Origin of the sequence: Streptomyces amritsarensis (genome assembly GCF_001953875.1) — a bacterium.
Lineage (GTDB): Bacteria > Actinomycetota > Actinomycetes > Streptomycetales > Streptomycetaceae > Streptomyces > Streptomyces amritsarensis.
In genome coordinates, this window is sequence record NZ_MQUR01000028.1 from 26,394 (window position 1) to 51,389 (window position 24,996).

General features: G+C 72.4%; 23 protein-coding genes. 14 read left to right on the forward strand and 9 right to left on the reverse strand.

Translation table 11 applies throughout. The annotated features are described in order from the left end of the window. Nucleotides 1–17: 17 nt before the first annotated feature. The 5 genes from AVW11_RS36560 (at nucleotide 18) to AVW11_RS14745 (ending at nucleotide 2,827) form a co-directional block, all read left to right on the forward strand. Nucleotides 18–179, forward strand: coding sequence for a Sp36 family protein (locus AVW11_RS36560; protein ID WP_007264966.1), 162 nt, complete (start codon nucleotides 18–20; stop codon nucleotides 177–179). After that, nucleotides 176–649, forward strand: coding sequence for a RidA family protein (locus tag AVW11_RS14730; RefSeq protein WP_030845722.1), 474 nt, complete (start codon nucleotides 176–178; stop codon nucleotides 647–649). Before AVW11_RS36560 ends, AVW11_RS14730 begins: the two co-directional genes overlap by 4 nt. 128 nt (nucleotides 650–777) lie before the next feature. After that, a complete protein-coding gene (locus AVW11_RS14735) occupies nucleotides 778–1,686 on the forward strand; it encodes an NUDIX hydrolase (RefSeq protein WP_076044205.1) in 909 nt (302 codons plus the stop codon). Continuing rightward, the gene (locus AVW11_RS14740; RefSeq protein WP_030845732.1) at nucleotides 1,683–2,528 is read left to right on the forward strand and encodes an MBL fold metallo-hydrolase; all 846 of its coding nucleotides are present in this window, start codon (nucleotides 1,683–1,685) and stop codon (nucleotides 2,526–2,528) included. The genes AVW11_RS14735 and AVW11_RS14740 overlap by 4 nt, the downstream gene beginning before the upstream one ends. After that, on the forward strand, nucleotides 2,525–2,827 hold the full coding sequence (locus AVW11_RS14745; protein ID WP_076044206.1) for a ribosomal protein L7/L12: 303 nt from the start codon (nucleotides 2,525–2,527) through the stop codon (nucleotides 2,825–2,827). The genes AVW11_RS14740 and AVW11_RS14745 overlap by 4 nt, the downstream gene beginning before the upstream one ends. Here the strand turns inward: AVW11_RS14745 and AVW11_RS14750 are convergent. Next, nucleotides 2,824–3,684: a nucleotidyltransferase domain-containing protein gene (locus AVW11_RS14750; protein WP_076044207.1), complete on the reverse strand. Its 861-nt coding sequence runs from the start codon at nucleotides 3,682–3,684 to the stop codon at nucleotides 2,824–2,826. The genes AVW11_RS14745 and AVW11_RS14750 overlap by 4 nt on opposite strands. A gap of 147 nt (nucleotides 3,685–3,831) precedes the next feature. Beyond that, nucleotides 3,832–4,506, reverse strand: a complete 675-nt coding sequence (locus AVW11_RS14755; protein WP_003981529.1) for a Crp/Fnr family transcriptional regulator — start codon at nucleotides 4,504–4,506, stop codon at nucleotides 3,832–3,834. Nucleotides 4,507–4,757: 251 nt separating this feature from the next. On the opposite strand from AVW11_RS14755, the gene nth reads away from it, so the two are divergent. From nth to AVW11_RS14770, 3 genes are all read left to right on the forward strand, one after another. Then, the gene (gene nth, locus AVW11_RS14760) at nucleotides 4,758–5,627 is read left to right on the forward strand and encodes an endonuclease III (protein ID WP_076044208.1); all 870 of its coding nucleotides are present in this window, start codon (nucleotides 4,758–4,760) and stop codon (nucleotides 5,625–5,627) included. An 83-nt stretch (nucleotides 5,628–5,710) separates the two neighbouring features. Continuing rightward, the gene (locus tag AVW11_RS14765) at nucleotides 5,711–6,433 is read left to right on the forward strand and encodes an NUDIX hydrolase (RefSeq protein ID WP_199818536.1); all 723 of its coding nucleotides are present in this window, start codon (nucleotides 5,711–5,713) and stop codon (nucleotides 6,431–6,433) included. A 13-nt stretch (nucleotides 6,434–6,446) separates the two neighbouring features. Then, on the forward strand, nucleotides 6,447–7,649 hold the full coding sequence (locus AVW11_RS14770) for a MarP family serine protease (protein ID WP_030845745.1): 1,203 nt from the start codon (nucleotides 6,447–6,449) through the stop codon (nucleotides 7,647–7,649). 324 nt (nucleotides 7,650–7,973) lie between these two features. Here AVW11_RS14770 and AVW11_RS14775 read toward each other — a convergent pair whose 3' ends face one another. The 5 genes from AVW11_RS14775 to AVW11_RS14795 all read right to left on the reverse strand — a co-directional run bounded on the left by AVW11_RS14775 (nucleotide 7,974) and on the right by AVW11_RS14795 (nucleotide 15,729). Beyond that, nucleotides 7,974–8,933 carry an alpha/beta fold hydrolase gene (locus AVW11_RS14775; RefSeq protein WP_030845755.1) on the reverse strand — a complete coding sequence of 320 codons (960 nt, stop codon included), beginning with the start codon at nucleotides 8,931–8,933 and terminating at the stop codon, nucleotides 7,974–7,976. Further along, nucleotides 8,930–9,388, reverse strand: a complete 459-nt coding sequence (locus tag AVW11_RS14780; protein ID WP_076044209.1) for a phage holin family protein — start codon at nucleotides 9,386–9,388, stop codon at nucleotides 8,930–8,932. The genes AVW11_RS14775 and AVW11_RS14780 overlap by 4 nt, the downstream gene beginning before the upstream one ends. Before the next feature lie 61 nt (nucleotides 9,389–9,449). Continuing rightward, nucleotides 9,450–10,883, reverse strand: coding sequence for a Na+/H+ antiporter NhaA (gene nhaA, locus AVW11_RS14785; RefSeq protein ID WP_030845760.1), 1,434 nt, complete (start codon nucleotides 10,881–10,883; stop codon nucleotides 9,450–9,452). A gap of 209 nt (nucleotides 10,884–11,092) precedes the next feature. Next, entirely contained in the window at nucleotides 11,093–13,090 is a 1,998-nt protein-coding gene (gene acs / locus AVW11_RS14790) for an acetate--CoA ligase (protein ID WP_076044210.1), read from the reverse strand. Between the two features lie 161 nt (nucleotides 13,091–13,251). Further along, nucleotides 13,252–15,729 (reverse strand): bifunctional SulP family inorganic anion transporter/carbonic anhydrase, encoded by a 2,478-nt coding sequence (locus tag AVW11_RS14795; protein WP_076044211.1) that lies wholly within the window; start codon nucleotides 15,727–15,729, stop codon nucleotides 13,252–13,254. Nucleotides 15,730–15,964: 235 nt separating this feature from the next. Between AVW11_RS14795 and AVW11_RS14800 the strand changes: the two genes are divergently transcribed. Then, complete coding sequence (locus tag AVW11_RS14800) at nucleotides 15,965–17,266, forward strand: polysaccharide deacetylase family protein (protein WP_060177038.1); 1,302 nt, start codon at nucleotides 15,965–15,967, stop codon at nucleotides 17,264–17,266. On the opposite strand, the gene AVW11_RS14805 is transcribed toward AVW11_RS14800, so the two are convergent. Further along, nucleotides 17,220–18,278 carry an ATP-binding protein gene (locus AVW11_RS14805; protein ID WP_060177037.1) on the reverse strand — a complete coding sequence of 353 codons (1,059 nt, stop codon included), beginning with the start codon at nucleotides 18,276–18,278 and terminating at the stop codon, nucleotides 17,220–17,222. The genes AVW11_RS14800 and AVW11_RS14805 overlap by 47 nt on opposite strands. Nucleotides 18,279–18,387: 109 nt before the next feature. Between AVW11_RS14805 and AVW11_RS14810 the strand changes: the two genes are divergently transcribed. Continuing rightward, the gene (locus tag AVW11_RS14810; RefSeq protein ID WP_060177036.1) at nucleotides 18,388–19,209 is read left to right on the forward strand and encodes a Fic family protein; all 822 of its coding nucleotides are present in this window, start codon (nucleotides 18,388–18,390) and stop codon (nucleotides 19,207–19,209) included. 372 nt (nucleotides 19,210–19,581) lie between these two features. Here AVW11_RS14810 and AVW11_RS14815 read toward each other — a convergent pair whose 3' ends face one another. Next, complete coding sequence (locus AVW11_RS14815) at nucleotides 19,582–20,457, reverse strand: HAD family hydrolase (protein WP_051700180.1); 876 nt, start codon at nucleotides 20,455–20,457, stop codon at nucleotides 19,582–19,584. Between the two features lie 491 nt (nucleotides 20,458–20,948). Between AVW11_RS14815 and ssd the strand changes: the two genes are divergently transcribed. The 4 genes from ssd to AVW11_RS14835 are packed head-to-tail and all read left to right on the forward strand — an operon-like array spanning nucleotide 20,949 to nucleotide 24,956. Further along, the gene (gene ssd, locus AVW11_RS14820) at nucleotides 20,949–22,157 is read left to right on the forward strand and encodes a septum site-determining protein Ssd (RefSeq protein ID WP_076044212.1); all 1,209 of its coding nucleotides are present in this window, start codon (nucleotides 20,949–20,951) and stop codon (nucleotides 22,155–22,157) included. Beyond that, entirely contained in the window at nucleotides 22,154–23,302 is a 1,149-nt protein-coding gene (locus AVW11_RS14825; RefSeq protein ID WP_060177033.1) for a TadA family conjugal transfer-associated ATPase, read from the forward strand. The genes ssd and AVW11_RS14825 overlap by 4 nt, the downstream gene beginning before the upstream one ends. Next, entirely contained in the window at nucleotides 23,299–24,183 is an 885-nt protein-coding gene (locus tag AVW11_RS14830; RefSeq protein ID WP_240528181.1) for a type II secretion system F family protein, read from the forward strand. Before AVW11_RS14825 ends, AVW11_RS14830 begins: the two co-directional genes overlap by 4 nt. Continuing rightward, the gene (locus AVW11_RS14835) at nucleotides 24,183–24,956 is read left to right on the forward strand and encodes a type II secretion system F family protein (protein ID WP_076044222.1); all 774 of its coding nucleotides are present in this window, start codon (nucleotides 24,183–24,185) and stop codon (nucleotides 24,954–24,956) included. Before AVW11_RS14830 ends, AVW11_RS14835 begins: the two co-directional genes overlap by 1 nt. Nucleotides 24,957–24,996 lie beyond the last annotated feature (40 nt).

A 24,996-nucleotide genomic window follows, 5' to 3' on the forward strand; every position in this document is an offset into this window, starting at 1 on the left:
GCACTACCCTCGCTCCCATGACCAAGAAGTTCGAATACGCGACGGTCCCGCTGCTGGTCCACGCCACCAAGCAGATCCTGGACACCTGGGGCGAGGACGGCTGGGAGCTCGTCCAGGTCGTGCCCGGCCCGAACAACCCCGAGCAGCTCGTGGCCTACCTCAAGCGGGAGAAGGCATGAGCGGCGTCGTCGACGCGAAGCTGGCCGAGCTCGGCCTGACCCTGCCCGAGGTCGTCCCGCCGCTGGCCACGTACCAGCCGGCCGTGCGGTCGGGCGCCTACGTCTACACCGCGGGCCAGCTCCCGATGGTGAAGGGCAGCCTGCCGGTCACCGGCAAGGTCGGCGCCGAGGTCTCGCCGGAGCAGGCCAAGGAACTGGCCGCCACCTGCGCGCTGAACGCCCTGGCCGCCGTCAAGTCGGTCGTCGGCGACCTCGACAAGATCGCGCGCGTCGTGAAGGTCGTCGGCTTCGTCGCCTCGGCCCCCGACTTCACCGGCCAGCCGGGCGTGCTGAACGGCGCGAGCGAGCTGCTGGGCGCCGTCCTCGGCGACAAGGGCGTCCATGCCCGCAGCGCCGTCGGTGTCACGGTCCTGCCCCTCGACGCGCCCGTCGAGGTCGAGGTCCAGGTCGAGCTGGTCCCCGGGGCCTGATCCCCGCGGGAGCCGTACGGATCGGGGCGCGGCGCCGCTCGCCGGGCCCGCCCCGCTCCGGTCGCCGCGCGGCGACCGCTGAAAGGGCGACCCTCGAACATCGGGCCGGATGGCCGTAGCATCCGGCCATGCCGAATGGTCAGCAGCAGCCCCCCGCCGGGGGCCAGTGGTACCCGCCCGAATGGCCCGACCGCATCCGCGCGCTCGCGGACGGCTCGCTCACCCCGGTGCCACCGCGGCTCGCCGCCACCGTGATGCTCCTGCGCGACACCGAGGACGGGCCCGTCGTCCACATGCTGCGCAGAAGGGCCTCGATGGCTTTCGCCGGCGGTGCGTACGCCTATCCGGGCGGCGGGGTCGACCCCCGTGACGAGGAGCACCACGTCGGCTGGGCGGGCCCCTCCCAGGCCGACTGGGCGGCCCGGCTCGGGACCGACCCCCGCACCGCCCAGGCCATCGTCTGCGGCGCCGTGCGGGAGACCTTCGAGGAGGCGGGCGTCCTGCTCGCCGGCCCCACCCCGGACACGGTCGTCGGCGACACCACCGGCGACGACTGGGAGGCGGACCGGCAGGCCCTCGTGGCCCGGGAGCTGTCCTTCGCGGACTTCCTCGAACGCCGCGGCCTGTGGCTGCGCTCCGACCTGCTGGGGGCGTGGGCGCGCTGGATCACCCCCGAGTTCGAGCCGCGCCGCTACGACACCTGGTTCTTCGTGGCCGCCCTCCCCGAGGGCCAGCGCACCCGCAACGCCTCCACAGAGGCCGACCGGACCGTGTGGATCCGTCCGGCCGACGCCGCCGGCGGCTACGACAAGGGCGAGCTGCTGATGATGCCGCCCACCATCTCCACACTGCGCTCCCTGGAGCCGTACGGGAGCGCCGCGGACGCGCTCACCGCGGCCGCGGCCCAGGACCTGGCCCCGGTGCTGGCGCAGGCCGCGCTGGAGGACGGCGAGGTGGTGCTCAGCTGGCCGGGCCACGACGAGTTCACCAAGCGCGTCCGCCTCGGGCGCCCCGGAGGCACCGGAGGCCCCGCATGAGCGACGCCGCAGCACTGCCCGGACAGCCCCGCGCGGTCGTCGCCTCCGGACCGGCGACCGCCCGTGCGGTGAACGTACTGGCCCCCAACCCGTCCGCGATGACCCTGGACGGCACCAACACCTGGCTGCTGTCCGAGCCGGACTCCGACCTCGCCGTCGTCATCGACCCAGGGCCGCTGGACGAGGCCCACCTGCGGGCGGTCGTCGCCACCGCCGAGCGGGCGGGCAAGCGCGTCGCGCTGACCCTGCTCACCCACGGCCACCCCGACCACGCGGAGGGCGCCGGCCGCTTCGCCGAGCTGACCGGTACCAAGGTTCGCGCGCTGGACCCGGCCCTCCGCCTGGGCGACGAGGGCCTCGCCGCCGGGGACGTCATCCGGACCGGCGGCCTGGAGCTGCGGGTGGTGCCGACGCCCGGCCACACCAGCGACTCGCTCTGCTTCCACCTGCCCGCCGACCGGGCGGTGCTGACCGGCGACACCATCCTCGGCCGCGGCACCACGGTGGTCGCGCACCCCGACGGCCGCCTCGGCGACTACCTGGACTCCCTGCGCCGCCTGCGCTCCCTCACGGTGGACGACGGCGTGCACACGGTCCTGCCGGGCCACGGACCGGTCCTGGAGGACGCGCAGGGCGCCGTCGAGTACTACCTGGCCCACCGGGCGCACCGGCTCGCGCAGGTCGAGACGGCCGTCGAGGACGGCTTCACCACCCCCGAGGCGGTCGTCGCCCGGGTGTACGCGGATGTCGACCGCTCCCTGTGGCCGGCGGCGCAATGGTCCGTCCGGGCCCAGCTCGAGTACCTTCAAGATCACGGATTGATCCCTGGAGGACCCGAATGAACACCGTGTTCCTGCTCGTCGTGCTCATAGGCACCGCCGGATGGATCACCTCGACGGTATCGCTGCGCGTGAAGAGCCTCCAGGCGCAGGCGGACCGCACGGAGCGCCGCCTGGCGCTGCTGCTGGACCACCTGGGCGTCGAGGAGCCGGAGCCGGCCGGCATGAACGAGGTGCGGGCCCTGATCCGCGAGGACCGGCAGATCTCGGCGATCAAGGCCTACCGCCGCATCACCGGCGCGGGCCTGGTGGAGGCCAAGCTGGCCGTCGAGGCCCTCGCCGCCACCGTGCAGAAGGACTAGGCAGGGGCTGTCCGACCCCGATCCGCCGGGCACCTGCCGGCTCCCGCCCCCGCGCCGGGGCTCCGCGTCTTGGTGCCGTGGCGGGCCGTGTACTCGTCCGCGAGCCACGGGCCGAGGTCCTCGACGTACGAGAGGGGCACGGCCGGATCCTCGACGGGATCCAGGGCCACCGCGGCCGCGGCCCGCATCTGGGCGGCGCGCTGCGGGTAGTAGCTGCCGAAGACTTCCGCGGACTCGGCCAGATCGCTGGTCCAGCCGCCCCATCGGGGCATGACGAGCGTGAATCCCGTGCGCACCAGGCGGCGTGCGAAGAGCCGGCTCAGGCTCCGGTACTCCTGCGGTGCGGAGGCCTCCCGCAGGCGCGTGCGCCATTGGGGGAGGAGCGAGGCCAGGTCGCCGTTGGTCTCGCGGGCGAGCAGGCTGTCCGGCCGGTAGCGCGGCAGGTGCTCGGCCAGGTCCGCGCCGAGCAGCGGGGTGCACAGGCAGGCGAGGAACCAGCCCAGGTCGAATCGTTCCTCCTCGCTCAGCACGGTGTCCTTGTCGTGGAGCAGGACGCCGACTCCGTCGATCTCCTCGAAGTCCTCGTCGATGCTGCGCGCGAGGACCTCGGCGGTGTCGCGGTCGTCGTCCGAGGGCTTGTGGTGCAGGACGAGGAGCAGGTCGAGGTCGGAGCGTCCGGGCCGGGCGGTCCCGCGCGGCACGGACCCGTACAGGTACGCGCTGTGCAGCCGGCGGCCGTACGCCTCGGCCGTCCGCTCGCGCGCGGCGGCCACGGCCCCTCGGAACGCGCGCTGCACCTGCCCGAGGGAGCCCTCGCGCTCGAAGTACCCGTAGGCGTCCAGACCCCTGTGCTCCATACCTCCACTGTGCACAGACCGGCCCCGCGGGTGGTCGAGGCGCGGGGGAGCCGGGAGGGGGCCACCGCGAACGGATCCGCCCGGGTACGCGGAAGGGTCCTGCCCGGCCGGGCAGGACCCTTCTGTCGCGACTGACTGCCGGTGCTGTCAGCGGGAGCGCTTCGCGAGGCGCTCGACGTCCAGCAGGATCACCGCACGCGCCTCCAGGCGGAGCCAGCCGCGGCCGGCGAAGTCGGCCAGGGCCTTGTTCACGGTCTCCCGGGAGGCGCCGACGAGCTGCGCGAGCTCTTCCTGCGTGAGGTCGTGCACCACGTGGATGCCCTCCTCCGACTGCACGCCGAAGCGGCGCGACAGGTCGAGCAGTGCCCGGGCCACGCGGCCGGGAACGTCGGAGAAGACCAGGTCGGACATCTGGTCGTTGGTCTTGCGCAGGCGCCGGGCGACGGCGCGCAGCAGCGCGGTCGCGACCTCGGGCCGGGCGTTGAGCCAGGGCTGGAGGTCGCCGTGGCCGAGGCCGAGCAGCTTGACCTCGGTCAGCGCGGTGGCGGTGGCGGTGCGCGGGCCCGGGTCGAAGAGCGACAGCTCGCCGATCAGCTCGCCGGGGCCGAGGACGGCCAGCATGTTCTCGCGGCCGTCGGGGGAGGTGCGGTGGAGCTTCACCTTGCCCTCGGTCACGACATACAGCCGGTCGCCGGGGTCGCCCTCGTGGAACAGGGCGTCACCGCGTGCGAGGGTCACCTCGCCCATGGAGGCGCGGAGCTCCGCGGCCTGCTCGTCATCGAGCGCCGCGAAGAGCGGGGCGCGCCGCAGAACGTCGTCCACGAGTCTCTCTCCTATGTCGACCAGCTCAGGGGACCGTGCTCCCCATTTTGCCGGACGGCTCAAACAGTGCGATCAATCACAAGGATGCCGGACGGACGGGCATGCTGTGCGGCGAGAGGCCAATCGGAGTGGTGTTACCTGAGGTCCAGGCGGGTGTCAGCGCCCGGCCTTAGGCTGGCCGGGTGTCCAATAAGCCGGTGAGAGCACAGGCCAAGGGGTCCGCAGGAGTGACGGACGCCCAAAATTCAGCTGTGGGCGAACAGGCCCCCTCGAAGGTGCCCCAGAAGGCCGCGGCCGCCTCCCAGGGCAAAGTTTCGGCCAAGAAACCGAAGGCTGCCAAGCCGGAATCCCGCCTGGCCATGGTGCGCCGGGCCCGCCGCATCAACCGCGAGCTGGCCGAGACCTACCCGTACGCCCATCCGGAGCTCGACTTCCGCAATCCCTTCGAGCTGCTCGTCGCCACGGTGCTGTCCGCCCAGACCACCGACCTGCGGGTGAACCAGACGACGCCGGCGCTCTTCGCGGCCTATCCGACCCCCGAGGACATGGCCGCGGCCGTCCCCGAGGACCTGGAGGAGCTCATCCGCCCGACCGGGTTCTTCCGGATGAAGGCCAAGTCGCTGCTGGGCCTCTCGCAGGCGCTGCGGGACGACCACGGCGGTGAGGTGCCGGGACGGCTGGAAGACCTGGTCAAGCTGCCGGGCGTCGGCCGCAAGACCGCCAACGTGGTCCTCGGCAACGCGTTCGGCGTGCCCGGGATCACGGTCGACACCCACTTCGGCCGGCTGGTGCGCCGCTGGAAGTGGACCGAGCAGGAGGACCCGGAGAAGGTCGAGGCGGAGATCTGCGCGATCTTCCCCAAGAGCGAGTGGACCATGCTCTCGCACCGGGTCGTCTTCCACGGCCGCCGCATCTGCCACGCCCGCAGACCCGCCTGCGGGGCCTGCCCGATCGCCCCGCTCTGCCCCGCGTACGGAGAGGGCGAGACGGACCCGGAGAAGGCGAAGAAGCTGCTCAAGTACGAGAAGGGCGGCCAGCCGGGCCAGCGGCTGAGCCCGCCCCCGGACTACCCGGGCCTGCCCGCGCCGCCGCTCGGCGCGGTCGCCGCGCAGGAGTCGTAGGAGCCGTAGGAACGAATCGGTACCCGGACCGCGTTTGCGGTGTGGGAGACGCTGTTGACAGAGGAACGCGGACAGGAGCGCCTATGACGCGCGGTACACGGGACGAGGCCGGGGTCACTGCGGGAGTGCGCGAGGGGGGCGGCCCGGCCGTCACCACCGCGGGGCTGCCCGACTGGCTGGATCCCGTCGTCAAGGCGGCCCGGACCGTGGAGCCGCGGCAGCTGAGCCGGTTCCTGCCGCCCGAGGACGGCCGGGGACGGCAGTCGGCCGTCCTCATCCTCTTCGGCGAGGGCCCCCGCGGGCCGGAGCTGCTCCTGATGGAGCGCGCCGGCACGCTGCGCTCGCATGCGGGCCAGCCGTCCTTCCCGGGCGGCGCGCTGGACCCGCAGGACGGGGACCCGGTCACCACGGGCCCGCTGGCGGCCGCGCTGCGCGAGGCCGAGGAAGAAACCGGACTCGATCCTTCCGGCGTGCAGCTCTTCGGGGTGCTGCCCCGGCTCTACATCCCCGTCAGCGAGTTCGTCGTGACCCCGGTCCTCGGCTGGTGGCACACCCCGAGCCCGGTGGGCGCCGTGGACCCGGCCGAGACGGCCCGCGTGTTCACGGTCCCCGTGGCCGATCTCACGGATCCCGCGCACCGGGTCACGACGGTCCACCCGCGGGGCCACCTGGGCCCCGGATTCACCGTCGAATCGGCCCTCGTCTGGGGTTTCACGGCCGGGGTGATCGACCGGATCCTGCACTTCGCCGGCTGGGAACGCCCGTGGGACCGATCACGCCAGGTCCCGCTCGACTGGCACGCATGAGACGGTGGCCCACGTGAACGTGCTGGACATCCTGTTGCTGCTCGCCGCCGTGTGGTTCGCGATCGTCGGCTACCGCCAGGGGTTCGTCGTCGGCATCCTGTCGGTGATCGGCTTCCTGGGCGGTGGCCTCGTCGCCGTTGCCCTGCTCCCGCTGATCTGGGACCGGGTGACCGACAACGGCACCCAGGTGTCCACCACGGTCGTCGTCATCGCCGTCGTGGCGATCATCATCTGCGCCTCGGTCGGCCAGGCGCTGACCACGCACCTCGGCGGCAAACTCCGCCGCCAGATCACCGGTACGCCGGCGCGCGTGCTCGATGCCACCGGCGGCGCCCTGGTCAACGTCGTCGCGATGCTCCTGGTGGCCTGGCTCATCGGCTCGGCGCTCGCCGGCACCTCGCTGCCCACGCTGGGCAAGGAGGTCCGCAACTCCAAGGTGCTCCTCGGTGTTTCGCGGGTGCTGCCCGACCAGGCGAACAGCTGGTTCTCGGACTTCAGCTCCACCCTCGCGCGCAACGGCTTCCCGCAGGTGTTCAGCCCGTTCTCCAACGAGCCCATCACCGAGGTGCAGGCGCCCGATCCCGCGCTCGCCACCAGCCCCGTCGCGGACGTGGCCAAGCGCTCGATCGTGAAGGTCGTCGGTACGGCGCCCAGTTGCAGCAAGGTGCTGGAGGGCACGGGCTTCGTCTTCGCGCCCGGCAAGGTCATGACCAACGCGCACGTCGTCGGCGGGGTCGGCGAGCCGACCGTGCAGATCGGCGGCGAGGGCAGGCTGTACGACGGCAAGGTCGTGCTCTACGACTGGGAGCGCGACATCGCCGTCCTGGACGTGCCCAAGCTGAAGGCGCCGCCGCTGGAGTTCACCGACAAGGATGCGGCGAGCGGCAGCGACGCGATCGTCGCCGGCTTCCCGGAGAACGGCGCGTACGACGTCCGCGCGGCCCGGGTCCGCGGCCGGATCAATGCCAACGGACCGGACATCTACCACCGCGGTACTGTCCGACGGGACGTCTACTCGCTGTTCGCGACCGTCCGCCAGGGCAACTCCGGCGGCCCGCTGCTGACGCCCGACGGCAAGGTGTACGGGGTCGTGTTCGCGAAGTCCCTGGACGACCCGAACACCGGTTACGCGCTGACCGTGGACGAGATCCGCGACGACATCGAGCAGGGCCGGACGGCCGAGCGCCGGGTCGAGAGCCAGGGCTGCGCCCTCTGACGCGGCGCCGCCGCCGGGTCTTCCTACGTCCGCGGATGCCGCAGGCGTGCGGAGACCCAGCGGGCCCGGCGGCGCAGGATGCGGGGGATTCCGAGACGTGGGTCGTGGCCGTGCCGGCCGGCCCTCTCGTGCGTGCCCGGCGTAGCTGCCGAGCGGCGTTCGTGCGCGGTGTCACCGTAGTCGTGCGTCCAGCTCATACTCGGCTCTGTGCCCGGGCCCCAAGGTCCGTAACCCCGTCCGGGGCGGCCAATTGGCCTATGCGCCGGGCAATTGAATGCCTGTAAGACGATCGGAGCACTGAACTGCCGTTCGCGCGACGGACGGTCACCGGTCCGGTTCGGGGTCCTTCAGCCAGTTCACCAGCTCGGTCGAGAAGGCGACGGGGTCCTCCTCGTGCGGGAAGTGCCCGAGACCGTCGAACAGCCGCCACCGGTACGGGGCTTCGACGTACTCGCCGGATCCGGCGGCGCTGCGCGTGCGCATCACCGGGTCGAGCGAACCGTGCAGGTGCAGCGTGGGCACCCGGACCGGCCGCTTCATCCGGCGGTTGAACTGCAGCCCGTCGGGCCGGGCCATCGACCGCATCATCCAGCGGTACGGCTCGATGGAGCAGTGGGCGGTGGACGGGATGCACATGGCCCGCCGGTACACGGCGAGGTCCTCCTCCTCGGGAGGACGCGGCCCCGACCAGTCGCGGATCAGGTCCCCCACGAGGGCCCCGCCGTCGGCGACGAGCTGCCGCTCGGGAACGAACGGCCGCTGGAAGCCCCAGATGTGGGAACTCGCCCGGGTCTGCCCGAAGTCCGACAGCATCGCCGAACGCCACCGCCGCGGGTGGGGCATGGACGACACGACGAGCCGGCGCACCAGCTTGGGCCGCATCACGGCCGCCGTCCAGGCGAGGTATCCGCCCAGGTCGTGCCCGACGAGCGCGGCGTCCGGCTCGCCGAGGGACCGTACGACCCCGGTGATGTCGAGGGCCAGGTTGGCGGGGTCGTAGCCGCGCGGGGTGCGGTCGCTGCCGCCGACCCCGCGCAGGTCCATCGCGACGGCCCGGTAGCCGGCGTCGGCCAGCGCGGTCAGCTGGTGCCGCCACGTCCACCAGAACTGCGGGAAGCCGTGCAGCAGCAGCACCAGCGGCCCGTCACCCAGCTCGGCGACGTGGAAGCGGGCGCCGTTGGCGGCCACGTCCCGGTGCGTCACCGCTTCCCCGCCGGGGAGGTCGAGCCGCACAGCTGTGGCGGCCGTGGGCGGAGTGCTGGGGTCCGGTGTGGGCGCTGTCATGAGGACGAGCGTGCCACACCCACAGCCTTGTCACTGACCGGCCGCGGGTGCGGCTTGACGGTCCCGACCAGCGCGGCGGTCTGCTTGACCGAGGCGATGGACTTCTCCGGCGGCTTGACCTTCTTGAACTTGCGTACGGCGATCAGCGCGAGCACGCCCGCGATCAGCAGGAACGCACCGCCGACGATCAGGAAGGACCAGGCCAGGCCGAGCCCCAGATTGTGGATCCCGTACGCCGCGGCGAAGGTCAGCACCGGGAGGGAGAAGACGGCGAACACTCCGGCGGAGGCGATGGAGGCGCTGCCGCTGCCCACGCGCTTGGCGTCCTCGCGCAGTTCCGCCTTGGCCAGGGCGATCTCGTCGTGCACCAGGGCGGACATCTCGGCGGTGGCCGAGGCGACCAGCTGGCCGAGTGTGCGCTCGGCTCCCTGCGCCTCTTGGTCCACTGCGCTCATCGCTCTCTCCCTCTGTCGTCCGCCACCTGGCGGCGCGTGTGTCCCTGCGTCGTCACTCAGATCATGCCGGACGGTCGGCCTCGGTGGTGGACCCGGCCGCGCTTTGGAGCGCGGCGGCGGCCGCCTTCTGCGCCCTGCGGCGGTGTTCCGCGGCCCGGTCCTCGTAGATCTTCGCCATCCGCAGGTGGTACTCGGGGTTGCCCTCCTCGTAGATGTCCGGGATGCCGTCGCGGTCCTCGTCGCGCTCCTCGGCCTCGGTGAGCGCCCGGTAGCGGCGGTCGCGGAGCTTGAGCAGGACGCACGCGATCACGGCGGCGATGAGGGAGCCGAACAGCACCGCGGCCTTGACCTCGTCGGCGAGGGTCGCGTCGCCGGCGAAGGCGAGCTCGCCGATGAGGAGGGAGACGGTGAAGCCTATGCCGGCGAGCGTGGCGACGGCGAGGACATCGGGCCAGGCGAGGTCCTCGTTCAGCTCGGCCTTGGTGAAGCGGGCGGCCAGCCAGGTCCCGCCGAAGATGCCCACGGCCTTGCCGACCACGAGGCCGAGGACCACACCGAGGGTCTCGGGGCGGGTGAAGACCTGCGCGATGGCCTCGTCGGAGAGCGAGACGCCGGCGGAGAAGAGCGCGAACAGGGGCACGGCGAGACCGGCCGAAACGGGTCGGACGAGGTGCTCGATGTGCTCTCCGGGGGAGGTCCGCTCGCCTTCCCTGCGCGTGCAGCGGAGCATCAGGCCCATGGCGACGCCGGCGATGGTGGCGTGGACGCCGCTGTTGTACATCAGGCCCCACACGGCCAGGGCGAGCGGGACGTAGATGTACCAGCCCCGGACACCGCGGCGGAGCAGGAACCAGAAGAGGGCCAGTCCCACCAGTGCGCCGCCGAGCGCCAGGAAGTCGATCTCGCTGGTGAAGAACACGGCGATGATCAGGATGGCGAACAGGTCGTCGACGACGGCGAGGGTCAGCAGGAAGGCGCGCAGGGCCGAGGGCAGGGAGGTGCCGATGACGGCGAGGACGGCGAGTGCGAAGGCGATGTCGGTGGCCGTCGGGACCGCCCAGCCGTCCATCGAGCCGTCGCCCGCGACGTTGACCAGTGCGTAGACCAGCGCGGGTGCGGCCATGCCGCAGAGGGCGGCGATCACCGGGAGCGCGGCGGCCCTGGGGTCGCGCAGATCGCCCGCGACGAGCTCGCGCTTGAGCTCGATGCCGGCGACGAAGAAGAAGACGGCGAGGAGCCCGTCTGCCGCCCAGTGCTGGAGCGAGAGGTCCAGGCCGAGGGAGGCGGGGCCGATGTGGAAGGACCGGACGCTCGCGTAGCTGTCCGAGATGGCCGGGATGTTGGCCCACAGCAGGGCGGCGATCGCGGCCACGAGCAGCAGGACGCCGCCCACCGTCTCGGCGCGCAGGGCATCGGCGATGAAGCGGCTCTCGGGGAGCGAGAGGCGGCCGAGCAGCTTGCGGTTCTTGTGGTCGGTGGGGCTGGGCGCGGCCACGGGGGGCACCTCCGGGGGCTGTTGGACGGCATGGTGGAACTCGTTGCCGACCAGACTTCCCGGCGCACCCTGTGGTCTTTCTTTACGCTTTGAATACTTTACAGGGCGTGCGCAAGGGCATATCCGGCGATCATCACTTTATGTGCGAAAGGGGCACTCGGCGCGTCGCGCCGAGTGCCCCTCCCGTGTGGAATGCCGGGGTTGCCGTGTCAGTCCTCGCTGCCGGCGGCCGGGAGCTTGCTCTGGATGAGGTCCATGACCGAGGAGTCGGCGAGCGTGGTGACATCGCCGACCGCGCGGTTCTCCGCCACGTCGCGCAGCAGGCGGCGCATGATCTTGCCCGAGCGGGTCTTCGGCAGCTCCTGGACCGGCAGGATCCGCTTCGGCTTGGCGATCGGTCCGAGGGTGCTGCCCACGTGGTTGCGCAGGTCCGCGACCAGGTGCTCGGTCTCGGAGGCGCTGCCGCGCAGGATGACGAAGGCCACGATGGCCTGGCCCGTGGTCTCGTCGGCCGCGCCGACCACGGCCGCCTCGGCGACCGCGGGGTGCGAGACGAGCGCCGACTCGACCTCGGTGGTCGAGATGTTGTGCCCGGAGACCAGCATCACGTCGTCCACCCGGCCCAGCAGCCAGATGTCGCCGTCGTCGTCCTTCTTGGCGCCGTCGCCCGCGAAGTACTTGCCCTCGAAGCGCGACCAGTAGGTGTCGATGAAGCGCTGGTCGTCGCCCCAGATGGTGCGCAGCATCGACGGCCACGGCTCGGTGAGGACCAGGTAGCCGCCACCGCCGTCCGGGACCTCGTGCGCCTCGTCGTCCACGACGGTGGCGGAGATCCCGGGCAGGGCGCGCTGGGCGGAGCCCGGCTTGGTGTGCGTGACGCCCGGCAGCGGGGAGATCATCATCGCGCCGGTCTCGGTCTGCCACCAGGTGTCCACGATCGGGCAGCGGTCGCCGCCGATGTGCTTGCGGTACCAGACCCAGGCCTCGGGGTTGATCGGCTCGCCGACCGAGCCCAGCACGCGCAGGCTCGACAGGTCGAACTTCGCGGGGATGTCGTCCCCCCACTTCATGAAGGTGCGGATGGCCGTGGGCGCCGTGTAGAGGATCGTGACGCCGTACTTCTGCACGACCTCCCAGAAGCGGCCCTGGTGCGGGGTGTCCGGCGTGCCCTCGTACATGACCTGCGTGGCGCCGTTCGCGAGCGGCCCGTAGACGATGTAGGAGTGCCCGGTCACCCAGCCGATGTCGGCCGTGCACCAGTAGACGTCGCTCTCCGGCTTCAGGTCGAAGACCGCGTGGTGGGTGTACGCCGCCTGCGTGAGGTAGCCGCCGGAGGTGTGCAGGATGCCCTTCGGCTTACCCGTGGTCCCCGAGGTGTAGAGGATGAAGAGCGGGTGCTCGGCGTCGAAGGCCTGCGCGGTGTGCTCCGCGGACTGGCGGGCGACCACGTCGTGCCACCAGACGTCGCGGCCCTCGGTGAAGGCGGTGTCCTGGCCGGTGCGGCGTACGACGAGCACGTGCTCGACCTGCGGGCACTTGGCGACGGCCTCGTCGATGGCGGGCTTCAGGGCGCTGGGCTTGCCGCGGCGGTAGCCGCCGTCGGCGGTGATGACCAGCTTGGCGTCGGCGTCCTGGATGCGGGAGGCCACGGCGTCGGCGGAGAAGCCGCCGAAGACCACGGAGTGCGCGGCGCCGATCCGGGCGCACGCGAGCATGGCGACGACCGCCTCGGGGATCATCGGGAGGTACACGGCGACGCGGTCGCCGGCCGCGACGCCCAGCTCCGTCAGGGCGTTGGCGGCCCTGGACACCTCGTCCTTGAGGTCGGCGTAGGTGATCGCGCGGCTGTCGCCGGGCTCGCCCTCGAAGTGGATGGCGACGCGGTCGCCGTTGCCGGCCTCGACGTGGCGGTCCACGCAGTTGTACGCGACGTTCAGCTTTCCGTCGGCGAACCACTTCGCGAAGGGCGGGTTCGTCCAGTCGAGCGTCTCGGTCGGCTCTGTGGCCCAGGTCAGCCGCCGGGCCTGCTCGGCCCAGAAGCCCAGCCGGTCCGCGTCGGCCTGTGCGTACGCAGCCTCTTTCACATTGGCGGCGGCGGCCAGATCGGCGGGCGGTGCGAACCGCCGCTCCTCCTTGAGCAGATTGGCCAGGCTCTCATTGCTCACGACATCTCCCTTTCCCAGGGTGTCCGTTGTGTCCCCGGGCATAGCTCATCAGTCTGCGGCCCGGGTGACAAGGGTTAGCCTGAAATTGGTTTAGACCTATATCACGGAGGCGGCCCGTACGAGAACGGCGTGCGAAGGGCCCCTTCCCGCTGCAGGGTGCGGGAAGGGGCCAATCGATGGCACGGATTTCGGAGAGTATCGGTTCAGACGGGCTGGCCGACGGTGTCGAAGACCCTGCAGTCGAAGAAGTCCTCGCCCTCGGACAGCAGGTACGCCTGGGCCTCACCCACGTGGAAGTACATCCCGTGCAGCTCCAGGGTGCCGTCCGCCAGCCGCCGGGCCACCGATTCGTGGGCCTTCAGGTGCTCCAGCTGCTGGACCACGTTGGTCAGGCACAGCTGCTCCACCGCGTCCGCCGGGAGCCGCCCCGCGATCCGGGCCCAGGCGTGGTGGCGGCTGGCCATCCGCTCCAGGCTGGGCAGTCCGTGCCGCAGCCACCGGCGCAGCGGGGACATCGCGACCCCGGGCGCGGAGCTGAGCAGGGCCTGCATCGCCCCGCAGCCCGAGTGCCCGCAGACCGTGATGCTCTCCACCTGGAGCACGTCCACCGCGTACTCGATGGCCGCCGCGACGGAGTCGTCCGTGGACTCCGCGCCGGGCAGCGGCACCAGATTGCCGACGTTGCGGACGGTGAACAGGTCTCCCGGGCCGCTCGCCGTGATCATGCTGGTCACCAGGCGGGAGTCGGCGCAGGTGATGAAGAGCTGTGAGGGCCGCTGCCCCTCGCGGGCCAGCCGGGCCAGCTCGTCGCGCACATGGGGTGCGGTGTCGCGCTGGAAGGCGCTGATCCCGCTGGCCAGTTGGCCCGCCCCGCGCCGCCGGGGCGCCGTCGTGCGGCCCTGCGCCCCGTCGTCCTCCACGTTCCCGTCCGCGTTCGCGGCCACCGCTGCCGCGGCCGTTGCGGCCGTGGCCGTGGCCGTACGGGTGGAAGGGGCGCGGTGGTCGCAGTGGTTCTGCCAAGGGGTCCAGGGGCGGCAGCACTGGTGCGTCCCGCGCTGGCCGCGCCGGGACCGCTCGCCCTGGTGGCCTCCCTCGGCGTGGCGTGCGTCGTGGCCGCGGCCTGCCCCGTGGGTCCCGTCGGAGGAGTCCGCCGTGCCGGCCGCGTCCGGGTCGGCCCCGGTGATCCGGGCCGCCTGCCCCGAGCGGCCGGTGACCTCCAGGGATCCTCCGTGCGCCAGATGGGACTGCTGCCAGTCCTGGATCGTCTCGTAGGCCGCGTGGTCCATGAAGGAGCCGTCGAGCTCGACCACGGTGTGGGCGTCGTGCGGGATCTGGTTGAGCACCCGGCTCAGCCGCGGCACCGCGAGGAAGGTCAACTGCCCGCGCGCCCGCACGCGGTGGACTCCGCTGTCCAGCCGCTCCAGGGTGATCCGGGTGCGCGCGAGCCGGTGCAGGGCCAGGGCGACGGCCACAGCGATGCCCACGGCAACGCCCTCCAGCACTCCACCGAGCACGACGGCCACGATGGTCGTCCCGTAGACGAGGGCCTCCCGGTGCCGGGTGACACTGCGCAGGTGCGTGATGCTGACCATCTGCACGCCCACCGCCATCACCAGGGCGGCCAGCGTGGCCAGGGGGATCAGGTCGAGGAGCGGGACCAGCAGGAAGGCCGCGAGCAGCACCCAGAAGCCGTGCATCATGGACGACTTCCGGCTGGCCGCGCCGGACTTGACGTTCGCCACGCTGCGGACGGCCACACCCGTGATGGGCAGTCCGCCCAGGGCCCCGGAGACGATGTTCGCCGCACCCTGCCCGCGCAGTTCCCGGTCGAGGTCGGCGCGCGGCGGGCGGTTGTCCGTACCCCGCTCGGAGGCGATCAGCTTGTCGGTCGCGACGGCGGAGAGCAGGGACTCCACGCTTCCGACCAGGGTGATGGTCAGCACGGCGGCGATGAGCCCGAGGACCGGCCCTTCGGGCATCTCGGGAAGGGCGTGGCTGCGCCAGGACGGCAGGTCCACCCGCGGCAGGCTGAGCCCGGCCAGTGCGGCGAAGGCGGTGGCCGTGGCGACGGCGGCAAGGGGTGCCGGCACCTTGCGCAGGGCGCGGCCCGCCCGGCCGGGAAGCCGCGGCCAGCCGAGCAGGACGAGCAGCGTCAGGGCGCTGACTCCGAGCGCCACCGGGTGCAGGTCCGCCAACTGGCCGGGCAGGCCGAGGACATTCGCCACGGCCGAGCTCTGCGGGGTGCCGCCGAGCACGATGTGCAGCTGGGCGAGGGCGATGGTCACGCCGATGCCCGCGAGCATGCCGTGCACGATGGCCGGGCTGACCATGAGCGCGGACCGGGCGGTGCGCAGGGCGGCGAGGCCGAGCTGGCAGACGCCGGCGAGCACGGTGATGGCGCACGTGGTGCGCCATCCGTACCGCTGGATCAACTCGGCGGTGACCACGGTGAGTCCGGCGGCGGGTCCGCTGACCTGGAGGGGTGCGCCGCCCAGGCGCCCGGCGACGATCCCGCCCACCGCGGCCGCCACCAGGCCGGCCTGGAGCGGGGCTCCGGTGGCCAGCGCGATGCCGAGGGAGAGCGGGATGGCGATCAGGAAGACGGTGATGGAGGCGGAGAGGTCCGCGGGCAGGTCTTTGCGAACCCCTCGGGGTGTGCGTGTGGGGGAAGTGGCTGTCATGGGGTCCCGTCTCCTCGGGGATGAGGGGTGAACGGCGGGAGTCTCAACACTCAGTAAATGGATGGTAATGGAGAGTAAAGATGAGTGGTGGATAATTCGGGCAAATGGCCTACGAATTAGCACTCAAGGGTGATTAAGCATTTTGTCCGGCTTGTCATACCTTCCTCGCGAAGGGCGGCGTGGGACGTTGCGGCGCGGAAGACCTGCGTTGCAACAGCGAGGGAGAGGTGGGCGGATGATCGCCGCCACGAAGAAGATCGCCGGCGGCCTGGCCGCCACGGCGCTGGTCCTGGGTGTCGCCGGGTGCACCGCCTCGGAACCCGCGAAGTCCCCGGCCGCCGGAGGCCCGAACGCGCGCAAGGGCGCAGCCGAGGCCCCCGGCAGTGTCCACCGCCCCATCGGTGACGGCTCGACCGCGTACACCGGGCCGCAGCCGAACGTGCACAAGCCCCGGAAGCTGAAGCCGGGGGAGAAGCCCCCGCAGTTCGTGGTGTTCTCGTGGGACGGGGCCGGCGAGGACAGCCAGAAGCTCTTCTCCCACTTCCGCGAGGTCGGCAAGAAGTACAACGCCCGGATGACGTACTTCCTCAGCGGCGTGTACATGCTCCCCGAGGAGAAGCGTTTCCTCTACACGGCTCCGCAGCACTCGCCCGGCCGCTCCGACATCGGGTTCGGCGACCTCCAGGGCATCAAGGACACCGCCACCCAGGTCCGCGCCGCCTGGCTGGAGGGCAACGAGATCGGCACCCACTTCAACGGGCACTTCTGCGGGCCCGACGGCGGCGTCGGCACCTGGTCCGTGGAGGAGTGGAAGAGCGAGATCGACCAGGCCAAGTCCTTCGTCAAGAACTGGAAGACCAACGCGGGCCTGAAGCAGGAGGAGGCGCTCCCCTTCGACTACGACAAGGAGCTCATCGGCGCCCGCACCCCCTGTCTTGAAGGACAGAAGAACTTCATGCTGGCGGCGAAGGACATGGGCTTCCGCTACGACTCCAGCGGGATCAGCAAGCAGATCTGGCCCAAGAAGACGGACGGGCTCTGGGACATCCCGCTCCAGCTGGTGCCGATGCCTGGCCGCGCCTTCGACACGCTGAGCATGGACTACAACTACATGGTCAACCAGTCCGGGACGACCTCGCAGGGCGACCCCTCGCAGCACACCTACTGGGGCGACCAGATGCGCGACGGCCTGCGGCAGGCCTTCGACCGCGTCTACCAGGGCAACCGCGCGCCGCTGATCATCGGCAACCACTTCGAGTCCTGGAACGGCGGCACCTACATGCGCGCCGTCGAGGAGTCGATCAAGGGCATGTGCACCCAGAAGGAGGTCCGCTGCGTGCCGTTCCGGGAGCTGGTGGACTGGCTGGACGCCCAGGACCCGAAGGTTCTGGAGTGGATGCGCACCCTCGACGTCGGCGAGGCGCCGAAGGAGGGCTGGACGAAGTTCCTGACCGCGGGGCCGCCGGCGCCGCCGGCCGCCCCGGTCGGCGTCAAGCCGGCTGCGGAGCCGGCCGAGGAGACTGGGGACGAGGGCTGACGATCTCCTCGCCGCCCGCGCCGCCGTCGAACGTGCCGGGGGCGTCCAGACCCTCGCGCAGGACGAAGCCGGGGTCCACCTGCTCCGCCAGGTCGGCCCCGGTCTTGGCGTTGCCCCAGCTCTCCGCGTTCTTGAGGTGGAAGCTCACCATCTGCTCGGTGTACCGGTCCCAGTCGCGGTGCGCGTAGGAGTCGTCGGCGGCGTCCTGGAGCGCCTGGAGGGCGAACCGGTTGGTCGCCTCCAGCAGTTCGAAGGAGGCCGGGCGGCCCTTCTCCATCGCCCGTACCCAGTCGGAGTGCCCGACGGTGACCAGCAGGTCCTCGCCGACCTCGTCCTGGAGGAACTCGATGTCCTCCGGTCCCTGGACCTTGTTGCCGACGACCTTGAGCGCGACCCCGAAGTCCCGTGCGTACTCCTTGTACTGGCGGTAGACGGAGACGCCCTTGCGGGTCGGCTCGGCGACCAGGAAGGTCACGTCGAAGCGGGTGAACATGCCCGAGGCGAAGGAGTCGGAGCCCGCGGTCATGTCGACGACCACGTACTCGTCCGGTCCGTCCACGAGGTGGTTGAGACAGAGCTCGACCGCGCCGACCTTGGAGTGGTAGCAGGCCACGCCCAGGTCGGCCTCGGTGAACGGCCCGGTGGCCATGAGCCGTACGGGCTCCCCGTCGAGCAGGACGGTGCGCGCGCAGGCCTCGTACACCGGGTTGTCCTCGGTGACGCGCAGCAGGCGCGAGCCGCGGCCGGGCGGAGTGGTCTTGATCATCGTCTCGGCGGAGGCGATGCGCGGGTTGGAGCCCCGCAGGTACTCCTTGATCAGGGGCAGGTGCGCGCCCAGGGCGGGCAGCGCGGCGGCCTCGTCCTCGGCGAGCCCGAGCGCGGCGCCCAGGTGCTGGTTGATGTCGGCGTCCACCGCGACGACGGGGGCTTCGTTGGCGGCGAGGTGGCGGATGAAGAGGGAGGACAGGGTCGTCTTGCCGCTGCCGCCCTTCCCTACGAAAGCGATCTTCATGTTCACCAAGCGTAGTGGGTAAGTAGCACTGAGTTGTCAAGGTGAGTGAAGAAGACCACTCCAAGGAGGGGTCGGTGCCATGCCCGGACAGTGCGTAGGCTCCCTACTTATGAGTAGCGCTTCTGACCCGCTGGCCGGCCTCGCCGGACTCCCGGGTGTCGCCGATTCCGTGGATTCCGTACGCAAGGCCGTGGACCGGGTCTACGGGCACCGGGTCATGCGCCGCCGCAGCGGTGAGATCACCTCGGAGGCCGCCCTGCGCGGCGCCCGCGGCAGCGCCGCGCTGTCCGGCGCGGACTGGGCGCTGGAGGAGGTGCGGCGGCGCACCGACTTCGGCGCGGAGCCGGAGGCGCTGACCGTCGGCGCCGCGCTGCGGCTCACGGCGGAGGCCGGCCAGCTGCTGAGCATCTGGCGCCAGTCGCCGCTGCGGGTCCTGGCGCGCCTGCACCTGGTGGCGGTCGGCTCGACGGCCGAGGGCGACGTGGTCGGCCGCCCGCGCCTGGCGGGCGAACCGGTGGTGGAGCCGCTGGTGGAAGCGCCCCTGCCGGGTGCCGATGAGGTCGCCGGCCGACTGGACGGCCTGTCCCGGATCGTCATCGCGGGGGGTTCGGCCCCCGCCCTGGTCACAGCGGCGGTGGTGCACGGCGAGCTGCTGGCCCTGCGGCCGTTCGGCTCGTACAACGGTCTGGTCGCGCGGGCGGCCGAGCGGATCGTCCTGATCAACAGCGGGCTGGACCCCAAGGCCATCTGCCCGGCGGAGGTCGGCCACGCCGAGCAGGGTGCCGGGGCCTACCTGGAGGCCTTTGAGGGCTACCTCTCCGGGACTCCCGAGGGCATGGCCGCCTGGATCGGACACTGCGGCCGTGCGATCGAGCTCGGGGTGCGGGAGTCGACGGCGGTCTGCGAGGCCCTGCAGCGCGGCGCGGCCTGAGCCCTTCGCGGGCTTCGGCGTCCGGACATGGGTTGCGGCGACACCGTACTGCTCTGGTGTCGCCGCTGGCATTCACGCCCAGGTACCAAGCGTCCTCGAAATGTGCCCATCAGGTCGGGTACTTTGCCCGTCACCTGGTGCGGCTGGCCCGTAATCGACGGGTCGACGTCGCGTGGGTGCTCGGCGTTCATGCTTCGGTCCGTGGGCCTTACTGCGTTTTAAAGATGATCCTCTCGGATGTTCTTTGGTCTCGCGGGCCGTTGCTTTATTTGTACTCCGCTTCGCTGCTAAGCGAAACCCCTGGCTCCAATTTTTACTTTCCGGGACGAGCGGGGCTGAACCGGACAGGCCGAATTGGTGCAGGTGGGGCAATCAGGCAGAGCGGACGGCCGACAGCGCGTGGGCCCGGCGCCGGCTCGCGTACCAGACCAGCCCGGCCGTGGCGGCTGCCGCGCCCACCGCGGCCGCGGCGATCAGTGCCGGGCGTGCGGGCATCGACAGTCCGGGGAGTCGCTGCTTCAGCCGTACGGGCCGGTTGAAGACCAGCACCGGCCATTCGCGGGCCGTCGCCTCCCGGCGCAGCGCGCGGTCGGGGTTGACGGCGTGCGGGTGTCCGACCGCCTCCAGCATCGGGATGTCGGTCGCCGAGTCGCTGTAGGCGTAGCACCGGGCGAGGTCGTAGCCCTCGGACTCGGCGAGCTCCCGTACGGCTTCCGCCTTGGTGGGCCCGTAGGCGTAGTAGTCGATCTCGCCCGTGAAGCAGCCGTCCTCGCCCACGACCATGCGGGTGGCGACGACCCGGTCCGCGCCGAGCATCTCTCCGATGGGCTCGACCACCTCCGCGCCGGAGGTCGACACGATCACCACGTCTCGGCCCGCCGTGTGGTGGGCCTCGATCAGGGAGGCGGCCTCGTCGTAGATGATCGGGTCGATGAGGTCGTGCAGGGTCTCCGCGACGATCTCCCGCACCTGCTGCACGTTCCACCCCTTGCAGAGGGCGGACAGGTACTCCCGCATCCGCTCCATCTGATCGTGGTCGGCGCCGCCGGCCAGGAAGATGAACTGGATGTAGGCGGTGCGCAACACGGCTCGCCGGTTGATCAGGCCGCCTTGGTAGAAGGACTTGCTGAACGTCAAGGTGCTCGACTTCGCAATGACCGTCTTGTCCAGATCGAAGAAGGCGGCGGTGCGAGGCGAGGAGTGCGGCAAGGGCTGATTTTCCACGCCCCGAGCATATGCGCCCACCATTCGGCGTAAGGTGTGGCGCGTGGGTTTGCCTGAGAGGGCTCTCGGGTACACCATGGAAGTCACGGATCGTTCGCGACCGTGCTAACCCGGTCTGGCTCCTCCCCCCCCGAGTCGGACCGTGGGGACGACCCCCGCTCTCCCCCCCGGCGGGGGTCGTCGCATGTCCGGACGCGGTTCGCGTCCCCTGCCTCGGCCTCGATCGACCATCTCCTCGGCCCCCCTCTTGTGCGGGGCCCGCCTGTGGCAGGCCCTCACCCCCTCAAACTCGTGACGCTGCGTAGTGGTTCCCGTGCGCTCCGGAACTCACCTGTGTGAGTGACCGGGTTATTCACAATCGAGGGGTTGTCCACAGTTATTGGGCAAGATCCACTTCTTTTTCCCGATCGCTGCACGGTGATTCCAGCCGCGAAGTCCGCGGTGCTGGGATTTGCAGTGAGAAGGGGGCGGAGATCGTGGCTCGATCGAAGTCGTGCGAAACACCGAAGTCCGTGATGACCGGAAGGGCGGCGGGGGCCGGGGCGGCCGATGCGCCGGCGCCGGCGGCCGGGTCCGCCGGAGGCCGACCGCTGATCATCACCGAAGACCCCCTGCTGCTCGACGACTTGCTGAGGCTGTGCGCGGCGGCGGGGGCCGACCCGCACCTGCCCCGCGCGGTGCCGGGGCGCAGCGGGCCGCCCGCGGAAGCGGAGGGCGGGCCCGCCGGGACCGCCGCCGATCCGGTGGACGGGCCAAGTGGCTGCAATCACACGGGAGTTGGCTGGGAGTCGGCCCCGCTCGTCCTGGTCGGGCACGATGCCGCGGGGCGCGTGCGGGGCATGCCCCGCCGGACCGGCGTGTTCCTCGTGGGACGGGACCTGGACGACCCCCTCGTGTGGCAGCGGGCCGTGGAGATCGGCGCCGAGGAGGTGCTGTGCCTTCCCGATGCCGAGAGCCGGCTCGTGGACCGGATCGCCGATGTCGTCGAAGGGGCCGGACGGCCCGCCCTCGCCGTCGGTGTGATCGGGGGCAGCGGCGGGGCGGGCGCCTCCACCCTCGCCTGCGCCCTCGCGGTCCGGGCCGCCCGGGCCGGCGAGCGGACCATGCTCATCGACGGCGACCCGCTGGGCGGCGGCATGGACGTACTCCTCGGAGGCGAGGGCGCCCAAGGGCTGCGCTGGCCGGACTTCGCGGCCTCCCGGGGCCGGGTGGCCGCCGGAGCCCTGGAGGAGTCCCTGCCCGAACTGCACGACCTGCGGGTGCTCAGCTGGGACCGCGGCGACCGGGTGGTCGTACCGCCGGCCGCCGTCCGATCGGTGGTGGCCGCCGCGCGCCGCCGGGGCGGCGTCGTCGTGGTCGACCTCCCCCGTCGGGTGGACGAAGCCGTGGCCGAGGTGCTGGCCCAGCTCGACCTGGTGCTGATGGTGGTCCCGGGCGAGCTGCGCTCCGTGGCCGCGGCGGGCCGGGTGGCCGCCGGAGTGCGGATGGTGGCCCGGGACGTCCGCGTCGTCGTCCGGGGCCGCTGCCCCGGGGGCCTCGACCCGGAGTCCGTCGCAGGGCTGTTGGGGGCGCCGCTGGCCGGCGAGGTGCCCGTCGAGGTGGGCCTCCCCGGACGGGTGGCCGAGGGGGAGGCGCCGGGCGCCGCGGGACGCAGCGCCCTGGCCCGCTTCTGCGACGGCTTCTGGCAGCGGGCCCTCGGCGCCGGTCAGGGGGTGCCGGCATGAGCGCCGTACTGCTGGACGCGGTGCGCCGGCGGCTCGCCGAGAGCGGGGCGGAGCCGACCCCGGCGCGGGTGGCGGCCGCTCTGCGCGCCCAGGGCCGGCTCCTGGGCGATGAGGAAGTGCTGGGCGCGGCCGCCGAACTGCGCTCCGAACTGGTCGGCGCGGGCCCTCTGGAGCCGCTCCTGGCCGACTCGGAGGTGACCGACGTGCTGGTGGCCGCCCCGGACCGGGTGTGGGTGGACCGCGGTGGCGGGCTGGAGCTGACCGGAGTGACCTTCGCCGATGCGGGGGCCGTCCGGCGCCTCGCCCAGCGGCTGGCCGCCGTGGCCGGGCGGCGTCTCGACGACGCCCGGCCCTGGGTGGACGCCCGGATGCCCGACGGCACCCGGCTCCACGCGGTGCTGCCGCCTGTCTCGGTCGGCTCGGCCTGTCTGTCGCTGCGGGTGGTGCGGCCGCGGGCGTTCACGCTGGAGGAACTCGTCGCGGCGGGCACGCTGCCGCCGGGCGGGCAGCGGCTGCTGCGGGACATGATCGAGGCCCGGTTGTCGTTCCTCGTCTCCGGGGGGACGGGGACCGGCAAGACAACCCTGCTCAGCGCCCTGTTGGGGCTGGTCGGGCCGGGTGAGCGGATCGTGCTGGCAGAGGATTCGGCAGAGCTGCGCCCCGACCATCCGCACGTCGTGCGGCTGGAGACCCGACCGGCCAATCAGGAGGGTGCGGGGTTGGTCACGCTGGCCGACCTGGTCCGGCAGGCGCTGCGGATGCGGCCCGACCGGCTGGTGGTCGGCGAGGTGCGGGGCGCCGAGGTGGCGGACCTGCTCGCCGCCCTGAACACAGGCCATGAAGGGGGATGCGGCACGGTGCACGCCAACGCCGCCGCGCATGTACCGGCCCGGCTGGAGGCGCTGGGTACGGCCGCCGGGCTCGACCGGGGCGCTCTGCACAGCCAGTTGGCCGCCGCGCTGACCCTCGTGCTGCACCTGGTGCGGGACCGGGAGGGGCGGCGCCGCGTGGCCGAGGTGCACGTGCTGGAGCGGGACGCCGCCGGACTGGTGGTGACCGTGCCCGCGCTGAGGTGGGGCGCCCGGGGCTTCGTTCGGGAGCAGGGCTGGGAGCGGCTGCGTCCGCTGCTGCGAGGTGTCAGGTGAGCGCGGGGGCGGGGCTGCCGCTGCCGCTGTTCGCCGGGGTGCTGTGCGCGGGCGCGGCCGCGTGGGGGATCGCCGGGTGCGACCGGGTGTCCCGGCGGGCCCGGGTGGTGCTCGCCGGAGGGGGGAAGCCGCTCGTGTGCGGGCCGCCGCGTCTTGAGCTGCTGCTGGGCGCCCTGCGGGTACGGGCCGCACGGTGGTGGGAGTGGGCCTGCCTCGGGGGCGGGCTGCTGATCGCCGTCCTGGGCGGGTCGGTGCTCCCGCTGCTGGCCGGAGCGGCCGCGGTGCCCCTGGTGCGGCAGTGGCTGCGGGCGCGGGCACGTGAGCGGGCCCGTACTGCGCGGGCCGCCGAGGTGGTGGCCCTGTGTGGGGCGGCGGTGGGTGAGCTGCGGGCCGGGGCCCAGCCCGGGCAGGCGCTGATGGCGGCGATGCGGCGGACGGCCGCGGGCCCCGGCCGGCCGGGTGCGGCGGAAGCGGGAGTGCTGGCCGCCGCGGCGTTCGGCGGGGACGTGCCAGGAGCGCTGCGCCAGGCAGCGCGGGAGCCCGGCGCGGAAGGGCTGGCCGGGATGGCGGCCTGCTGGCGGGTGTCGGTGGACGGCGGCGCGGGGCTGGCTGCCGGGCTGGACCGCCTGGAGGGAGCCCTGCGGGCCGAGCGGGACCGGGAGGAGTCGCTGCGGGCCCAGCTGGCGGGCGCGCGGTCGACGGTGCTGGTGCTCGCCCTGCTGCCCCTGGTGGGCCTGTTGATCGGCACCGGGCTGGGCGCGGATCCGCTGCGGGTCCTGCTGCACACCCCGATGGGATGGGGCTGCCTGCTGACGGGCGGGGTCCTGGAGGTGCTGGGGCTGCTCTGGTGCCGGCGGATCGTGCGGGCGGGGGAGCGGTGATGGCCGGCTTCTCCATCCACAGGCTGGGGATCGTCCTGGGGGCGGCGGCGGCCCTGTGGATGGTGTCGGCGGTGGCGGCGCGGGTCAAGGCGCGCGCCGTGCGGCGCAGGACCGCGGTGCTGCTGGGGGCGCCGTCGGGGCCGCGCGGGCCGGTGTTCGGCCCCGCGCTGCGGGGCGCGGCGGTGGCTTGGGCGGCTCCGGCAGGGGCACTCCTGGCGGGCCTGCTACTCGTAGGTGGGATGGCCGGTGCGGTCGTCGGCTTCCTGGCCGCGGTGGTGGTGCGGCGCCTGCGGGCCCGGCCGCGGCCGCCGGCCGGGCTGGATCCGCGGGAGGCCGAGCGGCAACTGCCGTTCGCCGCCGATCTGCTGGCCGCGTGCCTGGCGGCCGGGGCCGGGCCGGTGGAGGCCGCGGAGGTGGTGGGCGAATCGCTGGGCGGGCCGGTGGGCGAGCGGCTCGCGAGCGCCGGGGCGGAGCTGCGGCTCGGCGGCGAACCGGGCTCCGGGTGGGGGAGGTTGGCGCAGATACCGAATGCCCGGGCGCTCGCCGAATGCCTGGAGCGGGCCGCGCGGAGCGGGGCGCCCGCGGCGGAGCCGATGTCCCGGCTCGCCTCCGGGCTCCGGGAGGACCGGGCCCGCCGGGCCGGGGCCAGGGCGCAGCGGGCGGCGGTCCTCGTCACCGCACCGGTGGGGCTGTGTTTCCTCCCCGCATTTCTTTCGATCGGGGTCGCGCCGGTGGTGATCGGCATGGCCTCGGGACTTCTCTCGAACCCCTGAAGTCGCATTGACCACACATCACCAACGGAAATCCACAGGA

Excerpts from the sequence above, each read along its gene's own strand:
- AVW11_RS36560 (WP_007264966.1), top strand. The coding sequence starts at position 18 with ATGACCAAGAAGTTCGAATACGCGACGGTCCCGCTGCTGGTCCACGCC.
- AVW11_RS14730 (WP_030845722.1), top strand. The coding sequence starts at position 176 with ATGAGCGGCGTCGTCGACGCGAAGCTGGCCGAGCTCGGCCTGACCCTG.
- AVW11_RS14735 (WP_076044205.1), top strand. The coding sequence starts at position 778 with ATGCCGAATGGTCAGCAGCAGCCCCCCGCCGGGGGCCAGTGGTACCCG.
- AVW11_RS14740 (WP_030845732.1), top strand. The coding sequence starts at position 1,683 with ATGAGCGACGCCGCAGCACTGCCCGGACAGCCCCGCGCGGTCGTCGCC.
- AVW11_RS14745 (WP_076044206.1), top strand. The coding sequence starts at position 2,525 with ATGAACACCGTGTTCCTGCTCGTCGTGCTCATAGGCACCGCCGGATGG.
- AVW11_RS14750 (WP_076044207.1), bottom strand. The coding sequence starts at position 3,684 with ATGGAGCACAGGGGTCTGGACGCCTACGGGTACTTCGAGCGCGAGGGC.
- AVW11_RS14765 (WP_199818536.1), top strand. The coding sequence starts at position 5,711 with ATGACGCGCGGTACACGGGACGAGGCCGGGGTCACTGCGGGAGTGCGC.
- AVW11_RS14775 (WP_030845755.1), bottom strand. The coding sequence starts at position 8,933 with ATGACAGCGCCCACACCGGACCCCAGCACTCCGCCCACGGCCGCCACA.
- AVW11_RS14780 (WP_076044209.1), bottom strand. The coding sequence starts at position 9,388 with ATGAGCGCAGTGGACCAAGAGGCGCAGGGAGCCGAGCGCACACTCGGC.
- acs (WP_076044210.1), bottom strand. The coding sequence starts at position 13,090 with ATGCCCGGGGACACAACGGACACCCTGGGAAAGGGAGATGTCGTGAGC.
- AVW11_RS14795 (WP_076044211.1), bottom strand. The coding sequence starts at position 15,729 with ATGACAGCCACTTCCCCCACACGCACACCCCGAGGGGTTCGCAAAGAC.
- AVW11_RS14800 (WP_060177038.1), top strand. The coding sequence starts at position 15,965 with ATGATCGCCGCCACGAAGAAGATCGCCGGCGGCCTGGCCGCCACGGCG.
- AVW11_RS14805 (WP_060177037.1), bottom strand. The coding sequence starts at position 18,278 with ATGAAGATCGCTTTCGTAGGGAAGGGCGGCAGCGGCAAGACGACCCTG.
- AVW11_RS14810 (WP_060177036.1), top strand. The coding sequence starts at position 18,388 with ATGAGTAGCGCTTCTGACCCGCTGGCCGGCCTCGCCGGACTCCCGGGT.
- AVW11_RS14815 (WP_051700180.1), bottom strand. The coding sequence starts at position 20,457 with ATGGTGGGCGCATATGCTCGGGGCGTGGAAAATCAGCCCTTGCCGCAC.
- ssd (WP_076044212.1), top strand. The coding sequence starts at position 20,949 with ATGACCGGAAGGGCGGCGGGGGCCGGGGCGGCCGATGCGCCGGCGCCG.
- AVW11_RS14825 (WP_060177033.1), top strand. The coding sequence starts at position 22,154 with ATGAGCGCCGTACTGCTGGACGCGGTGCGCCGGCGGCTCGCCGAGAGC.
- AVW11_RS14835 (WP_076044222.1), top strand. The coding sequence starts at position 24,183 with ATGGCCGGCTTCTCCATCCACAGGCTGGGGATCGTCCTGGGGGCGGCG.